Source organism: Anoxybacillus eryuanensis (genome assembly GCF_051200995.1).
Taxonomy (GTDB): domain Bacteria; phylum Bacillota; class Bacilli; order Bacillales; family Anoxybacillaceae; genus Anoxybacillus; species Anoxybacillus tengchongensis.
The window spans coordinates 215,004-238,988 of the sequence record NZ_JBPODS010000003.1; the positions used below are offsets into that span (position 1 = coordinate 215,004).

The window sequence follows — 23,985 nt, forward strand, 5'->3', positions numbered from 1 at the left end:
TTTTTATTATACAAAACAATACGCTGAGGGGCAATTTATTGTTCATCATATGGATTCATATGCACCATCACATTATGCACTTGTGGAAGCGATAAAAGCTTTTCTTTTACCCTCTTCCCAATTTCATGTGCCTCTGAAACGGTTAAATGTGGTGCGACAGCAATTTTTAAATCAACAACGACGTAATGACCGTGTTGGCGTGCAAAAAGGGAATCGATACGTTTAACTTCTGGAAACGAAAGAACAGCTTCGCGCAAATGCACCGTTTCTTCTTCGTGCCACACATGATCAAGTGCATGATGAATCGACTCTGCTCCTAGTTTCCACGCCATTTTTAAAACGAGCAACGAAACGAATAGCCCTGCAACGGGATCAGCATAAACGAGCCATGGTGCTTGTAAGGTTTCACCTAACATCGCAGCAATAATGCCAATGCATGCTGCAATGGAAGAAAAAACATCCGAACGATGCTCATACGCATTCACAATAATGGCATCGCTTTTAATTTTCTTTCCTAAAGCATACTTGTAGCGAAACATAGCCTCTTTCACAACAATGGACAAAACGACAGCATAGACAGCGAGCATTTTCGGCGGTTCAATGGGTTGAAAAAAAGAAGAAAAAGAAGAAGTACCAATTTCTACCCCGACGAGAAAAAGTAAAACTGCCACAATAATCGCAGCGATCGATTCCGCCTTCCCATGTCCATAAGGGTGGTCATCGTCGGGTGGCTGTTTTGCGACACGCAACCCGATCCATACAGCAAGCGATCCTGCTACGTCAGAAGCAGAATGTACCGCATCAGCAATCAACGCCTTACTGTTTGCAATCACCCCAATCCATCCTTTGATTACTGCTAAAACGACGTTGCCAACAACGCCAACCATCGCGGCAAATTGAGCTTGTCGAAAGCGCGCTTGTTCATTCACCCCATTCGCTTCCTTTCCCTTTTGTTTTTTTTTAGTGTATCCTATTCACGCTATGAAAAAACGTCGCGGCATGCGCCACGACGTTTATAACTCTGGTTCTGCTTCTAATTGATCGCGTTTTTGTTTTCCTTTTTTCAATTGCTTTGCTTTCCAAATGAGCCATAATTGCGCGGCAATAAATAGTGAAGAATATGTGCCGGAAATTAAACCAGCAAGCAATGCGAATGAAAAATTGCGAATCGCTTCACTACCGAACAATAAAAGTGCGACAACGGTAAACACAACGGTTAAAACCGTATTTACAGAGCGTCCAAATGTTTGTTGTAATGCTTTGTTGACGATGTCTTTTAAATCGTCGACCGTTTTTACTTTCCGCTTTTTCATTAAATAACGAATGCGATCAAACGTCACGATCGTATCGTTAATTGAATAACCAACGATCGTTAACACAGCCGCAATAAACGTTAAATCGACTTCTAAACGAGTTAAACTGAAGAAAGCGATGATGAAAAATGCATCATGCAATAGCGCAACAATAGCTGCAATTGCCATATACATTTCAAAGCGAACTGTTACATAAATGATGATGCCGATAGACGCAATGAGTACGGAAATAAACGCATTACGCGCTAATTCTTTTCCGACTGTCGGCGATACGGTGCTTACGTTCGGCTCTATTCCGTATTTTTCTTTAAAATGTGATTTTAATTGTGAAATTTCTTTTTGGTCAAGTACCCCAAGAAAACGTACAATGGCCATTTCATTGTTATTGCCAGACAAGACGACATCTTTCGGTTCGAGTTGCAATTGTTTTAACTCTTGCTTCACTTCTTCTGTTGTCAGTGGTTTTTCGCTCATTAAATCAACGCGCGTACCGCTAGAGAAATCAATCCCTAGATTTAATTTTGCAGTTAGCAATAATACAAGCCCGATGGCGAACATTGCTCCTGAAACGATAAAAAATAGCTTACTTCGTTTCACAAAATCGAGACGTGCAAACTTTGTCGGCACATCCGTATCATCTGTCACTTTCGCAATATCTAACACATCTTTTGGATTAACGCCAAAATAATGTAGTTTTTTATCAAACACGCGACTTTTCACAAGCAAACCGAGCAATACACGCGTTCCATATACTGCTGTAATAAAGCTCGCTAAAATACTAATAATGAGCATTGTCGCAAACCCTTTAACAGAGCTCGTCCCGTATGCAAACAAAACAACACCCGCAATAATCGTTGTAATGTTTGCATCTAAAATGGTACCGAAAGAACCGCGATTTCCGATGCGATATGCTGACATGAGCGATTTGCCAAGCTTTAACTCATCTTTAATACGCTCGTATGTAATAATGTTAGCATCGACTGCCATGCCAACCCCGAGAATGAGTGCTGCAATTCCCGGTAGCGTCAATACGCCGTTCATCCAATCAAAGACAAGCAAGATGAGATAAATATATACGCTTAATGTAACGACAGCGACAATTCCCGGCAAACGATAAAAAATAAGCATAAACAAAAAGACGAGCGCAATGCCGATGACGCCAGCAAAAATCGTTTTTTGTAACGCTTGTTCACCAAACTGCGCACCGACCGATGTGGAATAAATTTCTTTTAACTCAACAGGGAGCGCGCCTGCGTTTAATAAATCAGCTAATTGTTTTGCTTCTTCAACAGTGAAATTTCCAACGATCGAAACATCTGTCTGATTGAACACTTCGTTGACTTGTGCTGCCGAAATAAACTTCGGATGCTCTTTTCCTACTTCTTTTGCGTACGAGTCAACACCTTCGTTGAAATCAAGCCAAATAACAAGCACGTTGTTTGGTGCCATACTTAGTACTTTTTGCGTGACTTCTTTAAACTTATTGGCATCTTTTAATTTAATTGCAACGCTTGGTTTTCCTTTATCGTCAAACGTTTGTTTTGCGCCTCCTTCAACGAGGTCGCTCCCATCCATCAATACGTTATCATGTACATCGCGAAACGTTAACTTCGCCTCTGTAGATAAAATTTCACGAGCTTTATTTTGATCCTTCACCCCTGCTAATTGAACGCGAATACGATCGTTCCCTTCTACGTCAATGCGTGGTTCGCTCACCCCAAGCACGTTAATGCGTTTATTTAACGCGCTTACCGTACTAAGCAACACGTCTTTCGTAATTTTTTCTCCTTCTTTTGTCGGCTTCACTTCGTATAAAATTTCAAAGCCACCTTGCAAGTCTAAGCCGAGCTTAATGTTTTTTACGATTTTCTCTGCTGTTGTTCCCATCATGCCGCCTAGTAAAACGACAAGAAGGAAAAAAGCAATGATGCGACTACGTTTTACCATAAAAATCCTCCTCTATTCTGGCACTTGCCAGAATTTTTACCAACAAAACAAATTATGAATGACAGTACACTTTCTGTCAATTTACAAACAAACAATTAAAACAATTGTTCTAATTCTGAAAGCCCCTCTTCCGTAAACCAACGGTCGTGCTTTTGCTCCTTTTGGACAACATACGCCATATAATCGCTTGCACGCAACGATAAAACGTCGTTTACAAACTCATACAACCGCTTCTCTTCTTTGTTTTTTTTCCATTTTTTCACCATTAAACAATTCCATACATCTTCAATCGTTGCTTGTTCATAACCGAGCAACTTTAACTCATCTACTTTACTTTGTAGCGCTGGCATTAATTGTTCTCGATCCACATTCATCTCCTCCATTTTGTCATGCTTGGCCAACATGTGCATATATTTCATTGTATAAAAGATGACCTCATTTGAGAAGGTAGGGAGGAACATGTCCAAATTTTTGAAAGGAACGATCATTTTAATTGTTGCAGGATTGTTAACACGCATACTCGGTTTTATTAATCGCATCGTCGTTGCTCGTCTCATTGGTGAAGAAGGCGTCGGTTTATATATGATGGCAGTTCCGACACTTGTATTAGCGATTACGATTACACAGTTCGGCCTCCCTGTCGCTATTTCAAAGCTTGTCGCTGAAGCGGAAGCAGTGGGCGACAGACGAAAAATAAAAAAAATATTAGTTGTATCCCTATCTATTACGATTGTTTTAAGTACGATCTTTTTTCCAGCCCTACTCGCCATCGCTCCCATTCTTTCTAACACATTGTTTACAGATGCGCGCGTTTATTACCCGCTCGTTGCCGTTGCACCGGTCGTCCCAATTGTCGCTGTGTCTTCCGTTTTGCGTGGATATTTTCAAGGAAGACAACAGATGAAACCATATGCGTATTCTCAATTACTTGAACAGGCAGTGCGCATCACGCTTATCGCTGCTTTTACAACCGCTTTTTTGCCATACGGGGTTGAATATGCAGCAGCAGGGGCGATGGTTTCTGCAGTCGTTGGGGAATTTGTATCACTCGGTTATTTATTCATTACGTTTAAACGAAAAAAACCGATTCGCATTCGTTATCGCTTTTTCGCTTACGTAAAAGAAGGAAAGGATACGTTCGTTTCACTCATGCGCATTGCTGTGCCCACGCTTGGAAGCCGAATGATTGGATCCATCGCCTGGTTTTTTGAACCGATTGTTGTTGCACAAAGTTTGGCTCTTGCCGGCATTACTGCCATCCATGCGACAAAACAATACGGCGAGCTTACTGGGTATGCGCTGCCCCTTTTGATGCTTCCATCATTTATTACATATGCGCTCGCCACTTCACTCGTTCCGGCTATTAGTGAAGCGGCTGCCCAAAAACAATATCGTTTAATCGAATATCGCTTACATCAAGCTGTACGGTTATCACTTTTAGCCGGGGGACTGTCTATTGTTGTGTTGTACGTATTGGCAGAAGAAATGATGCAACTCATGTATGGGGCAAATGAAGCGGCGATTTTTGTCAAAGTGATGGCCCCGTTTTTCATCTTTTATTACTTACAAGGTCCGTTGCAAGCTGTATTGCAAGCGCTCGATTTAGCAAAAGAAGCAATGACAAATAGCTTGATCGGTGCTATCGTCAAAACAGCGCTTATTTTTTGGCTCGCCTCCCAACCATCGCTTGGCATTATGGGGGCTGCGCTAGCTATCACGGTTGGTATCATGATTGTTACATTGTTACATGCAGCAACGATCATGAAAGCCATTTCTCCTTCTTTGCACGTAAAACTATACGTCGCACATTTCATCGTCATTATTTCTGTGGCGACGGTTGGGCATTGGATCGTTCCGTTTTTACCATTTTCATTGCTTGTCAAAACCATTGTCGCCATCACGATCATGACGTTCATATATCTCACTCTCGCTCAAGCGTTTCGCCTAGTTGAAAAAGATGAGTTTCGCCAATTGTTCCGATAGTCACTCATCTTTTTCGTCAATATAAAACGTTCCATTTTCATATGTACAATACGAAATGTCGTCCATTCGCTCATATCCGCGCTTTTTTAGTTGCTTCATTAACCATGCGCTCGTTCGATTGATGAGCGCTAAATGTTCTTCTTGAATGATACCGTCTTTAATAAGCGGCAACGCTAAAGACGGTGTTTTCTTTTTTCCTTTTTCTTTTTCAAATACGGACAGTTTGCCAGACGGCTCTAAAATGGCAAATTCGACATCCGCAATGTTTTTAATATTTTTTTCACGCAATTGAATAAGCAAATCGTCAAAGTTGTATCGTTGTTTTCGCATCGCTTTTTCATCAATTTTTCCGTTGTTAATAATGATCGTCGGTGACCCATCAACGAGACGACGAAACATTTCGCTTTTTAAAGAAAAATATGCAAAAGCAATCTGGGCGATCGTTAATACAATCATCGGCACGATCGTGTGAAAAATCGAGTCTTTTGGCTGTTCAATCGCAATGACCGCCATTTCCCCAATCATGATAAAAACAACTAAATCTAAAATGCTCAACTCACCAATTTCTCTCTTTCCCATGATACGAAAAATAAATAAAATAACGCCATACAACAATAACGTCCGTAAAATAATCGTTACGTACTCCACGACGATTCCCCCTTATTTGTTCTACGTTTTTATTCTAAACAAATGGACGACCGAATATGTTTGTACTAAATGCAGGAAGGAGGGGGACGAATGATTCGTGCTATTTTTCATGGGGTCATAACGATTTTTATAAGCTCTATCTTATGTAGCTTTATATTCGCTCTTTTGTTGAAGTTGACAAATTATGATGAAACATCGTTGCAATGGGTCATGCACGTTCTCGCATTTTTATCGTTGTTTTTTGGTGGGTTTATTGCAGGTGGGAAAGGAAAAACGCGCGGTTGGATGCTTGGTGGAGCAACGGGCATCATCTTTACAACAATCATTTTTTTATTTCAATTTCTCGGCATGGACCGAACGTTTTCAATCGAACAGTGGGGATACCACGCAGGGTTTCTCGTCACAGCTATCATCGGCGGGATGATTGGTGTTAACGTAGCGACATCTCGTTCACGAAGCACATAAAAATAAGACAGGCAACAAACCTGTCTTATTTTTCATTCACGACTTCACGAATGGCTGCACGGTCGTATGTAAGACGTGAGCCGTCACCCGCGCGAATGACGACCGTATTTTCATCAAGTGAATCGATGATGCCGTGCAATCCGCCAATCGTAATGACTTTGTCTCCTTTTTGCAAGTTCGCCTGCATTTGTTGAACAGCCTTTTGGCGTTTTTGTTGCGGGCGGATCAGCAAAAAGTAAAAAATCGCAAACATTAAAATGATTGGTAGTAAGCTCGCTACAGTTTCCATATTTTCACCCCTTTCTAAAAGTTTTTCGCATTCGGCTTATTAAAACCGTATTGTTCAAAAAACTGTTCACGGAAATCGCCAAGGCGATCTTCCCGAATCGCTTGTCGCACTTGCTCCATTAATTTTATCAAAAAGTACACATTATGGTAAGATGTAAGGCGGATACCAAATGTTTCATCGCATTTAATTAAATGGCGAATATATGCACGCGTATAATTACGGCACGTATAACAATCACAGTTCGGATCAAGCGGTGAAAAATCACGCGCATATTTGGCATTTTTAATGACGACCCGACCTTCACTTGTCATGACCGTTCCGTTGCGACCAATGCGCGTCGGTAACACACAGTCAAACATATCAATGCCGCGAATCGCTCCGTCAATAAGTGAATCAGGAGAGCCTACCCCCATTAAATAACGTGGTTTATTTGCTGGCAGTAATGGCGTTGTAAATTCTAATACGCGATTCATCACTTCTTTCGGTTCGCCAACAGACAAGCCGCCGACCGCATATCCTGGGAAATCGAGAGACACTAAATCTTGCGCACTTTGTTTACGCAAATCTTCAAACTCTCCGCCTTGTACGATGCCGAATAGTCCTTGCTCATTCGGACGTTGATGTGCTTTTAAGCACCGCTCTGCCCAGCGGCTTGTCCGTTCGACAGATTGCTTTATATACTCATACGTCGCAGGATATGGTGGACATTCATCAAACGCCATCATAATATCAGAACCAAGCGCATTTTGAATTTCCATTGCTTTTTCTGGCGATAAAAATAATTTATCACCGTTTAAATGATTTCGGAAATATACGCCTTCTTCTTCAATGCGGCGAAATTCGCTTAAACTAAACACTTGAAACCCACCAGAGTCCGTTAAAATGCCACGATCCCAGTTCATAAATGAGTGGAGACCACCGGCTTCTTTGACGATGTCATGCCCTGGTCGGAGCCATAAATGATACGTATTGCTTAAAATGACGCCCGCTCCCATTTCTTTTAATTCTTCAGGCGAAAGCGTCTTTACAGTCGCAAGTGTCCCAACAGGCATAAACATCGGTGTTTCAAAAGATCCATGCGGCGTATGAAGAATGCCAAGACGCGCGCCCGTTTGTTTACATGTTTTAATGAGTTCGTAACGAATTGGTGTCACGTATAGTCTCCTTTCTCAACTTATATAATAAGCATGGCATCGCCGAAGCTAAAAAATCGGTAACGCTCTTTTACTGCTTCTTCGTAAGCGTGCAACACATTCTCCCGACCAGCTAACGCACTAACAAGCATAATGAGCGTTGACTTAGGCAAATGGAAATTTGTAATCATTCCATCAATGGCACGAAACGTATAGCTCGGATAAATAAAAATATCCGTCCAACCGCTTTCAGCAACAAATGTGCCATCGTGACGGGATGCGATCGTCTCCAATGTACGTGTTGAAGTCGTCCCGACAGCGATAATGCGTCCGCCTTTTGCTTTTACATCGTTCAGCAATTGAGCAGTGCCTTCTGACATTTGATAAAACTCTGCATGCATATCATGTTCTTCAATGTTTTCTACGTTGACCGGACGAAACGTCCCTAATCCGACGTGCAACGTAATAAAGGCAAGATGCACCCCTTTTTTCCGTACATCTTCAAGAAGTTGTTCTGTAAAATGTAACCCTGCTGTCGGAGCCGCGGCTGAGCCTGCTTCACGTGCATAAACCGTTTGATATCGTTCTCGGTCATGAAGTTGTGCTTTAATGTACGGAGGAAGCGGCATTTCGCCAAGCGACTCAAGTACTTCAAGAAAAATGCCATCATATGAAAACGAAAGAATGCGTCCCCCATGTTCTAGCTCGGCTACACATGTTGCACGTAAACGACCATCACCAAATGAAAGCGTCGTTCCGATTTTCACTCGCTTCGCTGGCTTGACAAGCGTCTCCCATTGATCGCCATCGAGCTGTTTTAATAAGAGCACTTCAATATGTGCCCCTGTTCCTTCTTTTTCTCCGTACAGGCGAGCTGGCAATACGCGCGTATCGTTCAAAACAAGGCAATCGCCTTCTTTCAAATAAGATAAAATGGAACGAAATGTTGGCTCATGCGTCACTTCGCCTGTTCTTTTATCGAGCACCATGAGACGTGACGCTTCTCGATTTGGAAGCGGGGTTTGGGCAATGAGTTCTTCCGGCAAATAAAAATCAAATAAATCGATTTTCATATCCACGTTCCTTTCTTTATTCCATTAGCGAAAACGACCGATAATGTAAAAAATAAGCGATAAAACGACACTTAAAATGATTGATGTCATGATCGGGAAATAAAATGTTGCATTTTCTTTTTTAATGACGATGTCTCCTGGCAAACGCCCAAGTTTAATAAATTGCATCAAAAAACCGACAATGATAAGAACAACACCAATGAGCATAATTGTTTTTGGTAAGTTCGTCATTGCGGCACCTCCAAACCGAAATGGTTGTATGCAAGCGGTGTAACGATTCGTCCACGCGGTGTTCGTTGTAAAAAGCCGATTTGCAACAAATACGGTTCATATACGTCTTCAATCGTTTGCGCTTCTTCCCCAATGGTTGCTGCAATCGTTTCTAATCCGACTGGGCCACCTCGGAATTTTTCCATCATGCTTTTTAGTAGTTTATGGTCAAGATGGTCTAATCCTAAACGGTCGACTTGTAATTGCTCGAGTGCTTCCTTTGCTAAGAGAAACGTAATTGTTCCATCACCGCGCACTTGAGCAAAATCACGTACACGTCGCAGCAATCGGTTTGCGATACGCGGTGTACCTCGCGAGCGACGTGCAATTTCAAACGCCGCCTCTTCCTCGATTTCTACCGCAAAAATGTGCGCTGTTCGTTTTACAATATGGGCGAGCTCCTCGGAAGTGTAATATTCTAAACGACTTAACACACCAAAACGATCACGAAGCGGAGCTGAGAGTGCACCAGATCTTGTCGTTGCCCCTACGAGTGTAAATGGCGGCAAATCGAGACGTACGGAACGAGCAGCTGGTCCTTTGCCGATGACAATATCTAAACAAAAATCCTCCATCGCTGGATACAATACTTCTTCCACCGCCCGCGGCAAACGATGTATTTCATCAATAAATAGTACATCACCAGGCTCAAGCGTTGTTAAAATGGCAGCTAGATCCCCAGGGCGCTCAATCGCTGGTCCGGCTGTTGTACGCAATTGTACACCCATTTCATTTGCAATAATAGCGGCAAGCGTCGTTTTTCCAAGCCCCGGCGGTCCATACAACAACACATGATCAAGCGTCTCTCCACGCATTTTCGCCGCTTCAATAAATACGGTTAAATTTTCTTTTACTTTTTGCTGTCCAATATATTCCCGCAACTGTTTGGGGCGAAGACTGTATTCAAGCGATGCATCATCATAGTCGGCTACGCTTGAAATGAGACGCTCTTCCATCATGCATCCCCCTTACTTCAGTAGTTTTTGTAAAGCGAGCTTAATATATCCTTCTGTCGATAACCGCTCTTGTTTTAAAATCGGCACGACTTTTTGAATTTCTTTGTCCGAATAACCGAGCGCCTTTAACGCTTCAAGCGCTTCAGAAAGCGAGTCTATCGCTTCAAACGGTTCTGTAAATAAATTTGGGAAAGCATCAGGCACAATGGCTTGCAGTTTTCCTTTTAAATCTAAAATCATTTGTCGCGCTGTTTTCTTTCCGACACCTGGAAACTTACATAAGAACTTGTCATCTTCTGCTTCGATCGCTTCAACAAGCTGTTCAAGCTGACCAGCCGCTAAAATGGCGAGCGCCCCTTTTGGTCCAATGCCTGATACTTGCAATAGTTTAGCAAATAACATTCGCTCTTGGCGAGTGTGAAATCCGTAAAGTGCAAGCACATCTTCACGTACGTACTGATATGTATAAATGATGATTTGTTCCTGTTTGTTGATTTGAAATGAAAACGGATTTGGGGTAAATATTTGATAGCCTATGCCATTATTTTCAACGACGATATATTCCGGGCAAACGTAATCAACGTATCCACGAATAAATTCAATCAACATCTCGTCCTCCTTTTCTCACGCCTTTCATTTTAACATAAGACGAGAAAAGCGGAAAGCGTAGGGTAAGGCACAATCAAACATATAAGAAAGCCCGCTGATGTGCGGGCTTATTTTCCAAACGGCTCGTACGCTTCAATGACACGTTTGTAATTTCTTTTCGAACGAACAGAAATGCCTTTTTCTAATTTCTCCCGTTCGTGACTTTCAAGTTTTTTTACATCGATTTGAAAAAACGATTGAATGACGCGAGATGATTCACCTGGCTTTCCTTCAAAAATAGAAAGTGTACCATCTTTAGTAAGACCGAAATATCCTGCTTTCGTTAATGGGGATAAATCGTCAACATATCGTTGAAAAACAATTTGCTCATCATCCATATTGATCAGATGCCAATCTTTATATTTGTTCCAAATGTCTTTCATCGATGTCACCGTTTCTTCCTTTATTTCCTCACTCACTTCCCCATCCATATATACTGTTTCTAAAATGATTGTCATATGCACAAAGGTCGTATGTTGTGCAATAGATAAGCTAAACAATAGTGGAAGTATCATATACATCATCCTCACCTCATTCATATGTTGACCATTTTCTCCAAAATTAAACGGTCTTGCTACCGCAAGACCGTTATTCTAACATGGATTCATCTAAATTATGGTAAATTTCTTGTACATCGTCATCATCTTCAAGCATATCAATCAGTTTTAACATTTTCGTTAAATCGTCACCCGTTAACGTTGTATACGTTTGCGGAATCATTGTTATTTCAGCTGTCGCAAACGTAAATCCTTGCGCGGCTAACGTATTTTTTACTTGCTCGAACTGTTCTGGGGATGTATAAATTTCAAATGAGTCTTCCGTCGTCTCCATTTCATCTGCGCCAGCTTCAATCGCTTGTAACAACATCTCATCTTCATCTATATCTAAACCTTCACGTGCGATGACTATTAATCCCTTTCGATCAAATAAATACGAAACGCATCCCGTCTCCCCTAAGTTTCCACCATTTTTTGAAAATGCTACACGAACGTTGGAAGCCGTCCGATTTTTATTATCAGTTAAGCAAATAACCATGACCGCTACGCCGCCTGGTCCATACCCTTCATAACGAATTTCTTCATAATGTGTATGCTCTTGATTTCCTGTTGCTTTTTTAATTGCACGTTCAATATTTTCATTCGGCATGTTCGCTGATTTTGCTTTTTCAATCGCAAGGCGCAACGTAGCGTTTGTTGTCGGATCGCCACCGCCCATTTTTGCCGCCACATAAATTTCCTTCGCCAACTTCATAAACAGTTTTCCACGTTTCGCATCTTGTGCGTTTTTGCGACGTTGAATATTTTTCCACTTAGAATGTCCTGCCATTCGGATCCCCTCTCATATGTGAAAAATGTCCATAAAAACTATATCAAAAATGTATAAAAAAGAACAGGGGGAGCCCCTGTTCTTTTATCCACGATTCATGAATGGACGTTCGATCACGTCGCCCATATCGTTAAATATGTCGCGAATATCACGCTCTAGTTGATCCATTGGACCACCGTCGCGAATATCGTTATCGAGCGTACGAATACGGTTGTACATGCTTTCATTTGCAACCACGCGGACATTTTTGCCCGCCGTATATGGAGCGATCGCTTGACGGACGAGACGTTCAATTTGCGTTGTATTCTTTTCTGTCGTTGATACTGCAACAACGACACGTTCCCCTGAAACGACGGCACGGGCGTCTTTCACTTTAGCAACGCTTGCGGCACGTTTCGCAATTTTTTCAGCTAACGCTCCGTTATAGTTACGGTAATACGATGGGCGCGTACGTTCATCCATCGCATTTAAATGCCCGTGATAGTTGCGATCAGCACGACTGAAATTGCGATCCACTTGCGGTGTTCGCATCGTTCGATCCATGCCGCGATCGAGCATTTCTGTAATCGGTCCGTCGTTGTCACGCACTTGACGAACGTTTCCGTTTAGGCGCTCTGTACCGTAACGGCCGTATTGAAATCCAGTCATATCGTTTTCGTTTGAGTAATATCCAATCGGACGTGCGCGATCGGTATAACGTGTATCAAACGCTTGGTTATTACAAGCAACTAACCCGCTAAGTGCGATGACTGCACTAAGAACGAAAATTCGCTTCCGCAAAGGAAAAACCCCCTTTTTGCTTTTGTAGACCACCGTCTACATCATTAGCTTGTCGCAAAAAAGAGGTTTTATCGCTGTTAAAATTTTGGCGGGGCGATCGCTAATTGCCGCTTATGATGCGAACGTTCATGAAGCCGTTCGATAATCGCGCGGTCGCGTTCAGGAATAGGCTCGCCTTTTAAGTATTTATCAATCATATCATATGTTGTACCCATTTCGTTTTCATCTGTCTGTCCTTCCCAAAGACCTGCGCTAGGCGCTTTTGTAATAATTTCTTCAGGTACACCAAGAATACGAGCCATTTCACGCACTTCGCCTTTTGTAAAATGGACGAGTGGGACTAAATCAACGCCACCGTCACCGTATTTTGTGAAATATCCTGTATGCCATTCTGCCGCATTGTCCGTTCCGACAACAAGATAGCCGTAATTGTTAGCCACCGCATACAACGTCGTCATGCGCAACCGTGCGCGTGTATTCGCATCACCAAGGCGAGCGGCTTGCTCGTTCCATTGTCCTTTTTCTTTTAACTGCTTCTCGATTTCACCAAATAACACACGATGCGTTTCGGTTAAGTCGATGACATGATAGTCAATGCCGCAACTTTCCACAACTTTTAATGCATCTTCTTGATCTTTTGGATTGCTTTTACATGGCATAATAAGCCCTAACGAGTGATTAGGAAACGCTCGCTTAATTAAATGAGCAACAACTGCCGAATCAATGCCACCACTAATGCCGACAATGGCTCCGTTCATCCCTGCTTCTTGTACACGTTCACGAAGCCATGCAATTAATTTTTCAATTTTTTGTTCCATGTATGTACATCCCTTTCTTTTTCACATCATCATGTTCATTTTATCACACAAACAACAAAAAGAAAAAGAGGCGACTTATTGCCCCTCTTCTTCCTCACGATAAGGAACAGAAAAATATGGATTCATTCCATGCGGTTGCCCCTGCCACCCTTGTTGCCATCCGTATGGACCATATGGCATAGCTGGCTGTGGCATATACATTTGCTGTGGCATCATCGGCACATTTTCACCATACATTTGTTGTGGATATGATGCTTGTTGCGATTGTTGTGAATACTCCCCTGCACCTGTTGGCATCTGCGGCATCATCGGTTGCGACTGTTGAGAATATTCACCTGTTGGCATTTGTGGCAGATAAGGTGTCGGTGTCGGTTCACCACATCCACAATCATCGTTGTTTGCCATGTTTTGTGGATATGTCCACGGCATCATTGGATACATCGGTGGAATCCATGGATAAAAACCATATCCTGGCATGATTGGTGAAATAGGAATGCAAGGCATCGGCACTGGCAACGGCATCGGAACAGGCTGCGGCTGCATCGGTTGTTGTGGTTGCTCCTCCATCATTGGCGCTTGTGTTGGTGGAATCGGTGGAATATCTGGAAATGGTGGTATTTGCATATCTTCGTCATGTTCCATCATATTTGGCATAATATTTGGCGGCTTTGGTGGCAAAAGCGGCATCTCTTGTTTCGGTTCTTCTTTTTTCTCCGGTGTCTTTGCAATTGGAATTTCTTTTGCTATCGGTTCAACGTTTTGCGGTTGTTGTAATGGTTGCTCTTTTTTGTTTACATGAATATCCACATCAACTGAAACTTTCGGTGTTTCCTTTTTGACAGGTTTTACTGGTGTGGCTGGTGTTGGTACTTTAATTTTCATACCTGGCATAATGTAATTCGGATCGCTTAAATGAGCGTTCATTTTTTTTAGCTCTTCAAAATCAACCCCATATTTTTCTGCAATTTTCCAAAGTGTATCCCCTTTTTGAACGATATGAATTTTCACGTGTTTCCCCCTCCTATGTTCAGACGTGACGTGTATGTCATGTTCAGCTTGTCGCTACTAGGCTTCAACATAACTTATGAACGGAAAGCTTTTTTTATGATAAAAATAAAAAAGACCGGCAAAAAAAATGCCGATCTTATGCACGGGCTAACATGCGCTCAAGTGCTAACATCGCTCCTTCCGCTACATCGTTTGGCACGGTAATACGGTTTACAACTTTTCCTTCATGAAGCGATTCGAGCGCCCAAAGTAAATGCGGTAAATCAATGCGGTTCATCGTTAAACATGGACACATATACGGGTTTAACGACACGATTTCTTTATCTGGATGTTGCTGAATGATGCGATTCACTAAATTCATTTCTGTTCCGATCGCCCATTTGCTTCCTGCTGGTGAGTTAGCAATCGTTTCGATAATGTATTTCGTCGACCCCGCATCATCCGCTTGTTGCACCACTTCCCAGCTACATTCTGGATGAACAATAATTTTCATATCTGGCTTTGTTTTTCGAATATGTTCAATATGTTTCACTGTAAAGTTTTCATGAACAGAACAATGACCCTTCCATAAGATTACTTTAATCTGTTGAACATCTCCCTCGTATTGTAATGTATTTGTAGCCGGGTCCCATACAGCCATTTGTTCTAACGGAACGCCAAGATCGTATGCTGTATTTCTTCCTAAATGTTGATCGGGCAAAAAGAAAATACGCTCTTTTTGTGTAAACGCCCATGCGACCATTTTTTTCGCATTTGATGATGTCACTGTTGCCCCGCCATGCAAACCGACAAACGCTTTAATTGCAGCTGTAGAGTTGACGTACGTTAACGGTAAAATCGTATCTCCGAACAATTGTTGCAATATTGGCCACGCTCGTTCAACTTGTTCAATTTCTGCCATATCAGCCATCGAACAGCCTGCGCGCATATCTGGTAAAATGACGATTTGTTCGTCACTCGTTAAAATATCAGCAGTTTCCGCCATGAAATGCACGCCACAAAATACAATATATTCAGCTTCTTTATTTTTCGCTGCCACTTGCGCCAATTGTAATGAATCGCCTGTCGCATCTGCAAATTGAATGACTTCGTCCTTTTGATAATGGTGACCTGGGATAAATAAACGAGCGCCGAGCTTTTGTTTGACACGAGCCACTCGTTCTTCCATTTCTTCAACCGACAACTGTTTATACGTCTCTGGCATCGCATCTTGTTGTTGCATCAATTGTAATACGTTCATTCTTTATTCCTCCTACTGCACGTTTAAACTAATGTCTAGCGCTTTTGCTGAGTGCGTTAACATGCCTAATGAAATGTAGTCAACCCCTGTATCCCGGTATTGTGCAATATTTTCAAGCGTAATTCCGCCTGAAGCTTCTGTGATGATCGACGATGGAACGAGTTGGACAAATTCACGAATTTCTTCTGGTGTACGGTTATCAAACATAATGATATCCGCTCCAGCTTCAACCGCTTCGATGACTTGCTGTTTCGTTTCCGTTTCTACTTCAATTTTTACCATATGACCAAGTTGAGAACGAACACGTTCTACTGCTTTTTTAATCGATCCGCAAAACGCAATATGATTATCTTTAATCATCACTCCATCATATAAACCGAAGCGATGATTATATCCACCACCGCATGTCACCGCATACTTTTCTAACATGCGAAGCCCTGGTGTTGTTTTTCTCGTATCACAAATGCGTGTATGATTGCTGTTAAGTGCTCGGACGGCTTGGTTTGTCAATGTGGCAATACCACTCATGCGCTGAAGTAAGTTTAAAATGACGCGCTCACCTGATAAAAGCGGAATCATTGGACCGGAAACAACAGCAATCGGTTCCCCTTTTTTCACACGTTCTCCATCTCGTTTATACAATTGACATGCGATCGACGAGTGTAATAACTTATACCCGATTTCAATAATCGATACACCTGCGATCATTCCATCTTCTTTGGCAACAAATATCGCCCTTCCTTCATCCATCGGTGAAAAAATCGTTTCGCTCGTCACATCACGTTCTCCAATATCTTCTAAAAAAAACTGTTTGAGTAGTTCTTTTAACTTTAACTCATTCAACGGAACCCCTCCTTCGTGAAATGCTCTGCTTTCGTGCGTATGATACGTCGTTTTTCCCAATACATTTTTTCAAACGGTTCATCGCTTCGATAGTGAGCACCGCGACTTTCTTTTCTTTGCAAAGCGGAAGTCGTGATAAGCCATCCAACGATTAACATATATATGATCGTCCGCTTCTCGTCGTCATGCTCAGGTGCCACGTTTACAAGTTCATGAATGGAATATTGTTCAAACCATCGTTTTGCTTGAAACAATTGGTCATAATCGCGAACAATGCCGACATATTGCGTCATTACATGCTGAATTTCGTCTTTCGTTGGTAACACGATACGTAAGTGATTTTCTTTTCTTTCACTTTTCTTTAACGTCCGATGTTGCCCTGTTTTTTGCAATAAGTGAAAAGCCAATCTTCTACTAAAGACAAGCGCTTCAAGCAACGAATTGCTCGCTAAACGGTTTGCACCGTGTACACCTGTACATGCCGCCTCTCCAACTGCATACAATCCCGGTAGCGTCGTTTCCCCATCCATATTTACAACGATCCCTCCCATTAAAAAATGGGCTCCCGGAACAACAGGGATGAGTCCGCTACGCCAATCGACGTGATAGCGCTCACAAAGGGATGTGATCGTCGGAAAACGGGTTGGGAAGTGTGGAATCATAGAAATATTTAAAAATACGCAATGACCGTTTTTGATTTCATTGTCAATCGCTCGGGATACGACATCACGTGGAGCTAAATCTTTTTGTGGATGCACCCCATCCATCACTTGACGACCGTCATCGGTCACTAAAATGGCTCCTTCACCACGCACCGCTTCGGAAATGAGACCAACCGCCTTTCCATTCACGTAGAGCATCGTCGGATGAAACTGCACAAACTCCATATCCGTAACAGCTGCACCTGCGCGATACGCCATGGCAATTCCATCACCTGTTGCCGTTTCAACGTTCGATGTAAACGTGTACAACTGTCCAATTCCACCTGTTGCAATAACCGTTGCATTGGCGGTATACGTTCTATGTTTCGTTTGTACACCCACACAATGTCCATCGGAAACGAGTAAATCAATGACAGGATCGTTTTCGATAAACGTCACGCGTCCGGAAAGCTTCTTAAATAAAAATGATACCATATTTTTTCCAGTCGCATCGCCTCCAGCATGTAAAATACGCTTCATGCGATGCGCACCTTCTTGCCCAAAAAGGAGCTGTCCGCGTTCATCCACATCAAATGAAAAACCGATGTTCATAAAATGTTGAATTGCCTCACGTCCTTCTTGAACTAAAATACGTACCGCCTCATCATTATTGTGTTCACATCCTGCGATGATTGTATCTTCATAGTGAGACAACCAATGATCATTCGGATGAATGGCAGCAGCCACTCCCCCTTGAGCAAGCCAAGAATTACTTGTTTCTTTATTTGACTTCGTGAAAATAATCACATTTTTATACTCACATAAATGGTAGGCAACCATTAACGCCGCAAGGCCGCTACCAACAATAATCACATCCGCTTCACGCATGGATGTTCCTCCATTTCATACTGTCTTGACACCTATATTGACATATATTTAAACTGATGACAAGACTTTTGTTTTGGAAGTTGGTGAACGTGATGATTTATTTAGATTATGCTGCAACGACGCCAATGAGTGAAGAAGCATTAGCCGTCTATGTAGAAAGTGCAAAAAAATATTTCGGAAACGCAAGCAGTCTTCATGACATCGGAACAGCGGCAAATGAGCTGCTTACCGTTTGCCGAAAACAAATCGCTCAACTCGTTGGTGGTGAAGAAAAAGGAGTATATTTCACAAGTGGAGGAACAGAAGCAAACATTCTCGCCATTCGTTCGCTCGCCTATGCCTACTGTCATAAAGGGAAACATATTATCACTTCAACCGTCGAACACGCTTCTGTTCATGCTGTATGCGCTCAGCTTGAACAAGAAGGATTTACCGTTACGTACGTGCCCGTTGATCGTTTCGGGCAAGTAAATATTGAAGCGCTTGAACGGGCATTGACAGAGGAAACGATTCTTGTGTCTATTCAACATGCGAATTCCGAAATCGGTACGATTCAGCCGTTAAAACGAGTTGGGGAGTTATTAAAGAAAAAACAAATCATCTTTCATAGCGATTGTGTACAAACTTTTGGTAAAATACCGATAGATGTGAAACAGTTCCATCTCGATAGCATATCTATCTCTAGCCATAAAATTTATGGTCCAAAAGGGGTGGGTGCTGTTTACATGAACCCACGCGTGCGTTGGCACATGTGGCTACCAAACACAACACATGAAGGCGGATTTCGACCGGGAACTGTCAACGTGCCGGGCATCGCTTCATTTACAACCGCTGCGCATGAAGCCGAAAACAAGCGAAAAACAGTTCAACAACACATGAGTGAATTGCGTCGGTACTTTGTTGAACAAATCGCCCAAAAACAACTGCCGATAACCGTGTTTGAGCATCCAACTGACCAATTGCCACAAATCGTTGGCTGTCTCGTTCACGGCTTTGAAGGGCAATATGTCATGTTGCACTGCAATCGTCATGGAATTGCGATTTCTACTGGCAGCGCATGTCAAGTTGGAAAGCAAGCACCTTCAAAAACGATGATTGCGATCGGCAAGGAGGAAGATGAAGCGAAGCAATTCATTCGTCTATCGTTTGGTGTACGTACAACAAAAAATGATGTAGAAACGGTTGTTTCTGTACTTGAACAGCTTCAAAAAGAAAGGATGTCAACATGAAAAAAGAAAAAAAATTACTAGGGGAAGAACGACGGGCGCTTATTTTGCAATGGCTAAAGGAAAATCACCGCCCAATGACAGGCACGGAATTGGCAAATAAAACAAACGTAAGTCGTCAAGTCATTGTTCAAGATATTTCCTTATTAAAAGCAAGAAACGAACCGATTATTGCAACAAGTCAAGGGTACTTATATTTATCATCATCTTCTACTCATATGCACACGCGCGTGATCGCTTGTTGTCACACACCCGAACAGACGAAAGAAGAACTGTATATGATTGTCGACCATGGCGTCACGGTTAAGGACGTCAAAATTGAACATCCGGTATATGGTGACTTGACAGCATCCATTATGGTCAGCAATCGGTTAGAAGTGGATGAGTTTATTCGAAAAATTAACGAGACGAAATCCGCCTATTTATCTCAACTGACGGACGGCGTGCATTTGCACACACTTGAAGCCGATTGCGTAGAAAAGTTAGATGAAGCATGCGCTGCTTTAAAACAAGCAGGATTTTTGATCGAATAAAAAACATCCCTTTTACACGAGGGATGTTTTTTTCACCGTATAATACGGATAACTACCTAATAGTTGCACCGTACAGCCAAGTGCTTCTAGTTCTGCAATCGCTCCAGGGATTAAAACGTCATCCATTTTTTGATCGATATCAATGATAAAAAAGTAATTTCCAAGTCCTGTTTTTGCTGGTCGTGATTCAATTTTTGTTAAGTTGAGCTTTCGCCACGCAAACGCCGATAACACTTGATGAAGCGCTCCTGCTTGATCTTTCGGCAACATAACCATCAACGTTGTCTTAAAACCGTCTTCTTGATCTTTTACAGGCAATAAGCAACGTTCACGATGCAAAACAATAAAACGCGTATGGTTGTAGTCATAATCATGAATGTTTTCTTTCGCAATCGCTAAACCGTATTGTTTTGCAGCAAGACGATTGCCAATCGCTGCGATTTTTTCGTTCGGATGTTCGCTCACATATTTAGCTGCTGCACTTGTTGAAGTGACGTATTCGTACGTTGCATGCTTTAAATGGCGATGCAAAAACTTATGGCATTGTGCAATGGCATGTGAGTGTGAATAAATGCATTCAACATGTAACCAATGTTCCAATTGGGATGGATGAACAAGCAAATGTTGCTCAATTGGTGCGATAATTTCCCCCACAATTGGCAAATTGCATTCATGAATTAAATAATCAATCGTCAAGTTGACAGAACCTTCAAGCGCATTTTCTAACGGAACGACGGCCAGCTCTACTTCGCCGTCACGCACAGCGTCCATGCATTGCGGAATCGTATGATATGGAACGTTCGGGATATGAGGGAAAACGGCTTCAACAGCCGCATGCGTGAACGTCCCTTTTGGTCCTAAATATCCGATTTTCACATGTCTTCTCCTCTCTACGCCCCTGATCCAAGAATCTCTACTTTTTCAACAAAAGGTAGCTGTTTTAGTTGCGAAAGTAGCTCATCAATTGTCATCGTCATCTCGCTTGTACTGATCGATAGCGTCACATTTGCACGCCCTTGAAGCGGAATCGTTTGATGAATCGTAAGCACGTTACAGTTGGCTGCTGCAACAACGCTTAATAGCTTTGAAAGGGTGCCTGAGCGGTCTTCTAAATGGAAAAAAAGCGTAATAATTTGTTCACGAACCATCGTATGAAATGGAAAAACGGCGTCGCGGTATTTATAAAAAACGCTTCGGCTCACATCAACAAGTTGCACAGCGTCAGCGACGGAATCGACTTTTTTTCGCTCAATTAATTCTTTTGCAGCCAATACTTTTTTCATCGCCTCAGGCAATACATCTTCACGCACTAGGTAAAACTTTTTATCCACCGCACAAGCGCCCCCTTTCGCATTAATCAACAAATTCAAATTCGTAATTCAACAGCTTCACAATATCCCCATCTTTTGCTCCGCGAGCGCGCAGCGCATCATCCACCCCAAGTGAGCGCAACTGACGCGCAAAACGACGCACGGACTCTTCTCGTGAAAAATCGGTCATTTTGAACAGCTTTTCAATCTTTTCCCCTGATAAAATAAACGTTCCATCATCATCGCGCGTAATATGAAACGGGGCTTCTTCTTTTTCGAGCTTGTAAACAACGCGATGAATCGCTTCTTCTTCTTGTGGATAAAGAGGAAATTCTGGCGTCGTCTCAAGCAAATCAGCAATGGCAAATAACAGTTCACGAATCCCTTGACGAGTGACTGCTGAAATAGGGAAAATCGGCACATCTTCATTTAATTTTTCTTTAAACTGTTGCAAATGTTCCTCCGCATGTGGCATATCCATTTTATTCGCCACAATAATTTGCGGTCGCTCTGTTAGACGTAAATTATATTGTTTTAATTCTTCGTTAATGACTACATAATCTTCGTACGGATCTCGTCCTTCGATAGCAGCCATATCAATGACATGAACAATGACGCGTGTTCGTTCAATATGACGTAAAAATTGATGACCTAGTCCAACTCCTTGATGAGCACCTTCAATGAGACCTGGTAAATCAGCCATAACAAAGCTACGACCATCTTCTGTTTCAACGACACCTAAATTCGGAACGATCGTCGTAAAATGATAGTCTGCAATTTTCGGTTTCGCTGCTGAAACGACGGACAATAACGTCGATTTACCAACACTTGGGAAACCGACAAGTCCGACATCGGCAAGTAGTTTTAATTCTAACGTCACGTATCGTTCTTGTCCCGGCTCACCATTTTCAGCAATTTCTGGTGCCGGATTCGATGCGGTTGCAAATCGAGTATTTCCTCGTCCTCCGCGACCACCTTTTGCTACGACAAATCGTTGTCCATGTTCTGTTAAATCAGCAATCACTTCTTTCGTCTCATCGTCAATAACAACCGTTCCTGGTGGCACTTTGACAATTAAATCTTCGGCGTTTTTTCCATGTTGATTTTTCGACATGCCATGTTCACCACGTGGCGCCTTAAAATGACGTTGATAGCGGAAATCCATTAACGTTCGCAATCCTTCATCAACAACAAATACGACATCCCCGCCTTTTCCACCGTCTCCTCCCGCTGGACCGCCTTTTGGAACGTATTTTTCGCGCCGAAACGCGACCATTCCGTTTCCACCGTCGCCACCTTTCACATATATCTTCACTTGATCAACAAACATCGTTTTCCTCCTCCGATCTTTTCACCTTTTATTTAAAAAGATGAAATAGTTACACATATCGTTAGTTCGTGTTCTTGAATGACGCAATCACAAAGTGTGAGCGCATCATATTGCTTATGGTTTTGAATCCATGTTTTTACCGTCTCTAGTTTTTGAAGCATGCCACGATAATCAAAAAATAATCGTACATTTTTCTCTGTTAAATCGATCGTAATCGTTATATAGTTTTCAACATGTGGTGAACAACATTCCTCAAGCATATGTAAAAATGTTTGACACCATGTAACGAGCATATGATCATATGCATGTAATGAACGTGGCTCTCCTAACACTTCATACTCCAGTTGAATATGACGTGCTTGCCAATGGTACGTCATAAGCAATTCAGCGAACTGCTCTATTTGTAAATTCGTTAGCTTCGCTTCATTTTCTGCCTCAATGATAATTTGTTGAATGATCTCATTCACCCGATCAATCCGTTGCAAAGATAAATTTCCTTTAATTAACTGAATTTTATTGAGCCAATCGTGCCTGGAATGACGCAATGCTTCCACAACCGTCCACCGCTTCTCCATCATTCATTCTCCCATAAACAGTTTGACTATAATTATAGCATACGTGAACAAAAAGAAAACCCTAACCAGGTCGGTTAGAGTTTTCCACTTCTTTATGCTTCTTTTACAACAGGATAAACGCTCACTTTTTTACGATCGCGACCCATGCGCTCAAAACGAACGATGCCGTCAACTTTCGCGTAAAGTGTGTCGTCGCCACCGCGTCCTACGTTCAATCCTGGGTAAATTTTTGTTCCGCGTTGACGGTAAAGAATAGAACCGCCTGTGACGAATTGACCGTCTGCACGCTTCGCGCCAAGACGTTTTGCGATCGAATCACGACCGTTCTTTGTTGAACCTACCCCTTTTTTCGATGCGAAAAACTGAAGATCTAAACGCAACATGTCGTGTCACCTCCTACAACGTTTTCGTCGTTATGTTGACGTATTTACCGTAATCACGCTCAATCGTTTGGAGCGACACGATCATTCCTTCAAGAAGAAGTTGCACATCGGCTAGCACTTTCGCATCTTCAATTGTCGGAAGCTCGCAATGAAGATAGCCGTCCTTTCCTTGTTGAATGATCGGTTTCACATTCGTCAAGGCGACGATTGCATTGACCGCACCAAACGAAACAGCTGATACACCTGCACATACAATATCTTGTCCACGCTTCGCAAACTGAGCGTGTCCGCTAATGGTAAAGGAACGGATCGTCCCTTCTGCCGTTCGATTAATCGTTATACGAATCATCGCTTACGCC

General features: G+C 42.3%; 28 protein-coding genes. 4 read left to right on the top strand and 24 right to left on the bottom strand.

The features are described 5' to 3' along the window. Window positions 1–35: 35 nt before the first annotated feature. The 3 genes from HNQ84_RS05680 to HNQ84_RS05690 all read right to left on the bottom strand — a co-directional run bounded on the left by HNQ84_RS05680 (window position 36) and on the right by HNQ84_RS05690 (window position 3,628). A complete protein-coding gene (locus HNQ84_RS05680) occupies window positions 36–929 on the bottom strand; it encodes a cation diffusion facilitator family transporter (protein WP_435621456.1) in 894 nt (297 codons plus the stop codon). Window positions 930–1,013: 84 nt separating this feature from the next. Beyond that, complete coding sequence (gene secDF, locus HNQ84_RS05685) at window positions 1,014–3,260, bottom strand: protein translocase subunit SecDF (RefSeq protein ID WP_435621457.1); 2,247 nt, start codon at window positions 3,258–3,260, stop codon at window positions 1,014–1,016. 95 nt (window positions 3,261–3,355) lie between these two features. After that, window positions 3,356–3,628 (bottom strand): post-transcriptional regulator, encoded by a 273-nt coding sequence (locus HNQ84_RS05690; RefSeq protein WP_435621458.1) that lies wholly within the window; start codon window positions 3,626–3,628, stop codon window positions 3,356–3,358. Window positions 3,629–3,719: 91 nt separating this feature from the next. On the opposite strand from HNQ84_RS05690, the gene spoVB reads away from it, so the two are divergent. Beyond that, window positions 3,720–5,243, top strand: a complete 1,524-nt coding sequence (gene spoVB / locus HNQ84_RS05695) for a stage V sporulation protein B (RefSeq protein WP_435621459.1) — start codon at window positions 3,720–3,722, stop codon at window positions 5,241–5,243. Here the strand turns inward: spoVB and HNQ84_RS05700 are convergent, their stop codons facing one another. Continuing rightward, window positions 5,244–5,897 (bottom strand): DUF421 domain-containing protein, encoded by a 654-nt coding sequence (locus HNQ84_RS05700; protein ID WP_435621535.1) that lies wholly within the window; start codon window positions 5,895–5,897, stop codon window positions 5,244–5,246. It lies immediately after the preceding gene. Window positions 5,898–5,981: 84 nt separating this feature from the next. On the opposite strand from HNQ84_RS05700, the gene HNQ84_RS05705 reads away from it, so the two are divergent. Next, window positions 5,982–6,356 carry a TIGR04086 family membrane protein gene (locus tag HNQ84_RS05705; RefSeq protein ID WP_435621460.1) on the top strand — a complete coding sequence of 125 codons (375 nt, stop codon included), beginning with the start codon at window positions 5,982–5,984 and terminating at the stop codon, window positions 6,354–6,356. A 25-nt stretch (window positions 6,357–6,381) separates the two neighbouring features. Here the strand turns inward: HNQ84_RS05705 and yajC are convergent, their stop codons facing one another. The 14 genes from yajC to nadB form a co-directional block, all read right to left on the bottom strand. Beyond that, window positions 6,382–6,645 (bottom strand): preprotein translocase subunit YajC, encoded by a 264-nt coding sequence (gene yajC / locus HNQ84_RS05710; RefSeq protein ID WP_032100188.1) that lies wholly within the window; start codon window positions 6,643–6,645, stop codon window positions 6,382–6,384. A gap of 14 nt (window positions 6,646–6,659) precedes the next feature. Then, window positions 6,660–7,799 (bottom strand): tRNA guanosine(34) transglycosylase Tgt, encoded by a 1,140-nt coding sequence (gene tgt / locus HNQ84_RS05715; protein ID WP_435621461.1) that lies wholly within the window; start codon window positions 7,797–7,799, stop codon window positions 6,660–6,662. Window positions 7,800–7,819: 20 nt separating this feature from the next. Beyond that, window positions 7,820–8,851, bottom strand: a complete 1,032-nt coding sequence (gene queA / locus HNQ84_RS05720; protein ID WP_435621462.1) for a tRNA preQ1(34) S-adenosylmethionine ribosyltransferase-isomerase QueA — start codon at window positions 8,849–8,851, stop codon at window positions 7,820–7,822. Window positions 8,852–8,875: 24 nt separating this feature from the next. Further along, window positions 8,876–9,082, bottom strand: a complete 207-nt coding sequence (locus HNQ84_RS05725; protein WP_032100191.1) for a DUF2905 domain-containing protein — start codon at window positions 9,080–9,082, stop codon at window positions 8,876–8,878. After that, complete coding sequence (ruvB, locus tag HNQ84_RS05730; RefSeq protein WP_435621463.1) at window positions 9,079–10,077, bottom strand: Holliday junction branch migration DNA helicase RuvB; 999 nt, start codon at window positions 10,075–10,077, stop codon at window positions 9,079–9,081. The genes HNQ84_RS05725 and ruvB overlap by 4 nt, the downstream gene beginning before the upstream one ends. Window positions 10,078–10,089: 12 nt before the next feature. Continuing rightward, complete coding sequence (gene ruvA, locus HNQ84_RS05735; RefSeq protein ID WP_435621464.1) at window positions 10,090–10,683, bottom strand: Holliday junction branch migration protein RuvA; 594 nt, start codon at window positions 10,681–10,683, stop codon at window positions 10,090–10,092. Between the two features lie 110 nt (window positions 10,684–10,793). Next, window positions 10,794–11,249 carry a BofC C-terminal domain-containing protein gene (locus tag HNQ84_RS05740; RefSeq protein WP_435621465.1) on the bottom strand — a complete coding sequence of 152 codons (456 nt, stop codon included), beginning with the start codon at window positions 11,247–11,249 and terminating at the stop codon, window positions 10,794–10,796. A gap of 64 nt (window positions 11,250–11,313) precedes the next feature. Continuing rightward, window positions 11,314–12,051: a YebC/PmpR family DNA-binding transcriptional regulator gene (locus HNQ84_RS05745; RefSeq protein WP_435621466.1), complete on the bottom strand. Its 738-nt coding sequence runs from the start codon at window positions 12,049–12,051 to the stop codon at window positions 11,314–11,316. 84 nt (window positions 12,052–12,135) lie between these two features. After that, window positions 12,136–12,831 (bottom strand): YhcN/YlaJ family sporulation lipoprotein, encoded by a 696-nt coding sequence (locus tag HNQ84_RS05750; RefSeq protein ID WP_435621467.1) that lies wholly within the window; start codon window positions 12,829–12,831, stop codon window positions 12,136–12,138. A 77-nt stretch (window positions 12,832–12,908) separates the two neighbouring features. Beyond that, entirely contained in the window at window positions 12,909–13,649 is a 741-nt protein-coding gene (nadE, locus tag HNQ84_RS05755) for an NAD(+) synthase (RefSeq protein ID WP_435621468.1), read from the bottom strand. A gap of 75 nt (window positions 13,650–13,724) precedes the next feature. Then, window positions 13,725–14,657, bottom strand: a complete 933-nt coding sequence (locus tag HNQ84_RS05760; protein ID WP_435621469.1) for a LysM peptidoglycan-binding domain-containing protein — start codon at window positions 14,655–14,657, stop codon at window positions 13,725–13,727. A gap of 136 nt (window positions 14,658–14,793) precedes the next feature. Continuing rightward, window positions 14,794–15,897 carry a quinolinate synthase NadA gene (gene nadA, locus HNQ84_RS05765; protein ID WP_435621470.1) on the bottom strand — a complete coding sequence of 368 codons (1,104 nt, stop codon included), beginning with the start codon at window positions 15,895–15,897 and terminating at the stop codon, window positions 14,794–14,796. Window positions 15,898–15,909: 12 nt separating this feature from the next. Then, entirely contained in the window at window positions 15,910–16,740 is an 831-nt protein-coding gene (gene nadC / locus HNQ84_RS05770) for a carboxylating nicotinate-nucleotide diphosphorylase (RefSeq protein WP_435621471.1), read from the bottom strand. Continuing rightward, the gene (nadB, locus tag HNQ84_RS05775; RefSeq protein WP_435621472.1) at window positions 16,737–18,269 is read right to left on the bottom strand and encodes an L-aspartate oxidase; all 1,533 of its coding nucleotides are present in this window, start codon (window positions 18,267–18,269) and stop codon (window positions 16,737–16,739) included. The genes nadC and nadB overlap by 4 nt, the downstream gene beginning before the upstream one ends. A gap of 92 nt (window positions 18,270–18,361) precedes the next feature. Between nadB and HNQ84_RS05780 the strand changes: the two genes are divergently transcribed. Further along, on the top strand, window positions 18,362–19,498 hold the full coding sequence (locus tag HNQ84_RS05780; RefSeq protein ID WP_435621536.1) for an IscS subfamily cysteine desulfurase: 1,137 nt from the start codon (window positions 18,362–18,364) through the stop codon (window positions 19,496–19,498). Beyond that, window positions 19,495–20,028, top strand: a complete 534-nt coding sequence (locus HNQ84_RS05785) for a transcription repressor NadR (RefSeq protein ID WP_183241196.1) — start codon at window positions 19,495–19,497, stop codon at window positions 20,026–20,028. The genes HNQ84_RS05780 and HNQ84_RS05785 overlap by 4 nt, the downstream gene beginning before the upstream one ends. A gap of 12 nt (window positions 20,029–20,040) precedes the next feature. On the opposite strand, the gene pheA is transcribed toward HNQ84_RS05785, so the two are convergent. The 6 genes from pheA to HNQ84_RS05815 all read right to left on the bottom strand — a co-directional run bounded on the left by pheA (window position 20,041) and on the right by HNQ84_RS05815 (window position 23,975). Continuing rightward, the gene (gene pheA, locus HNQ84_RS05790) at window positions 20,041–20,904 is read right to left on the bottom strand and encodes a prephenate dehydratase (protein ID WP_183241199.1); all 864 of its coding nucleotides are present in this window, start codon (window positions 20,902–20,904) and stop codon (window positions 20,041–20,043) included. A gap of 14 nt (window positions 20,905–20,918) precedes the next feature. After that, window positions 20,919–21,359, bottom strand: a complete 441-nt coding sequence (locus HNQ84_RS05795) for an ACT domain-containing protein (protein ID WP_183241201.1) — start codon at window positions 21,357–21,359, stop codon at window positions 20,919–20,921. A gap of 22 nt (window positions 21,360–21,381) precedes the next feature. Next, window positions 21,382–22,668, bottom strand: a complete 1,287-nt coding sequence (gene obgE, locus HNQ84_RS05800) for a GTPase ObgE (protein WP_183249599.1) — start codon at window positions 22,666–22,668, stop codon at window positions 21,382–21,384. A 32-nt stretch (window positions 22,669–22,700) separates the two neighbouring features. Then, a complete protein-coding gene (locus HNQ84_RS05805) occupies window positions 22,701–23,243 on the bottom strand; it encodes a Spo0B C-terminal domain-containing protein (RefSeq protein ID WP_435621473.1) in 543 nt (180 codons plus the stop codon). A gap of 92 nt (window positions 23,244–23,335) precedes the next feature. Then, on the bottom strand, window positions 23,336–23,626 hold the full coding sequence (gene rpmA / locus HNQ84_RS05810; protein WP_003396301.1) for a 50S ribosomal protein L27: 291 nt from the start codon (window positions 23,624–23,626) through the stop codon (window positions 23,336–23,338). A gap of 13 nt (window positions 23,627–23,639) precedes the next feature. Continuing rightward, a complete protein-coding gene (locus tag HNQ84_RS05815; protein ID WP_435621474.1) occupies window positions 23,640–23,975 on the bottom strand; it encodes a ribosomal-processing cysteine protease Prp in 336 nt (111 codons plus the stop codon). Window positions 23,976–23,985 lie beyond the last annotated feature (10 nt).

Coding starts and splice junctions, on each gene's coding strand:
- HNQ84_RS05705 (WP_435621460.1), top strand. CDS start 5,982: ATGATTCGTGCTATTTTTCATGGGGTCATAACGATTTTTATAAGCTCT.
- ruvB (WP_435621463.1), bottom strand. CDS start 10,077: ATGGAAGAGCGTCTCATTTCAAGCGTAGCCGACTATGATGATGCATCG.
- nadE (WP_435621468.1), bottom strand. CDS start 13,649: ATGGAACAAAAAATTGAAAAATTAATTGCATGGCTTCGTGAACGTGTA.
- secDF (WP_435621457.1), bottom strand. CDS start 3,260: ATGGTAAAACGTAGTCGCATCATTGCTTTTTTCCTTCTTGTCGTTTTA.
- HNQ84_RS05785 (WP_183241196.1), top strand. CDS start 19,495: ATGAAAAAAGAAAAAAAATTACTAGGGGAAGAACGACGGGCGCTTATT.
- queA (WP_435621462.1), bottom strand. CDS start 8,851: ATGAAAATCGATTTATTTGATTTTTATTTGCCGGAAGAACTCATTGCC.
- HNQ84_RS05815 (WP_435621474.1), bottom strand. CDS start 23,975: ATGATTCGTATAACGATTAATCGAACGGCAGAAGGGACGATCCGTTCC.
- HNQ84_RS05780 (WP_435621536.1), top strand. CDS start 18,362: ATGATTTATTTAGATTATGCTGCAACGACGCCAATGAGTGAAGAAGCA.
- nadB (WP_435621472.1), bottom strand. CDS start 18,269: ATGCGTGAAGCGGATGTGATTATTGTTGGTAGCGGCCTTGCGGCGTTA.
- obgE (WP_183249599.1), bottom strand. CDS start 22,668: ATGTTTGTTGATCAAGTGAAGATATATGTGAAAGGTGGCGACGGTGGA.
- HNQ84_RS05725 (WP_032100191.1), bottom strand. CDS start 9,082: ATGACGAACTTACCAAAAACAATTATGCTCATTGGTGTTGTTCTTATC.
- rpmA (WP_003396301.1), bottom strand. CDS start 23,626: ATGTTGCGTTTAGATCTTCAGTTTTTCGCATCGAAAAAAGGGGTAGGT.
- HNQ84_RS05805 (WP_435621473.1), bottom strand. CDS start 23,243: ATGGAGAAGCGGTGGACGGTTGTGGAAGCATTGCGTCATTCCAGGCAC.
- spoVB (WP_435621459.1), top strand. CDS start 3,720: ATGTCCAAATTTTTGAAAGGAACGATCATTTTAATTGTTGCAGGATTG.
- HNQ84_RS05740 (WP_435621465.1), bottom strand. CDS start 11,249: ATGATGTATATGATACTTCCACTATTGTTTAGCTTATCTATTGCACAA.
- HNQ84_RS05745 (WP_435621466.1), bottom strand. CDS start 12,051: ATGGCAGGACATTCTAAGTGGAAAAATATTCAACGTCGCAAAAACGCA.
- nadA (WP_435621470.1), bottom strand. CDS start 15,897: ATGAACGTATTACAATTGATGCAACAACAAGATGCGATGCCAGAGACG.
- yajC (WP_032100188.1), bottom strand. CDS start 6,645: ATGGAAACTGTAGCGAGCTTACTACCAATCATTTTAATGTTTGCGATT.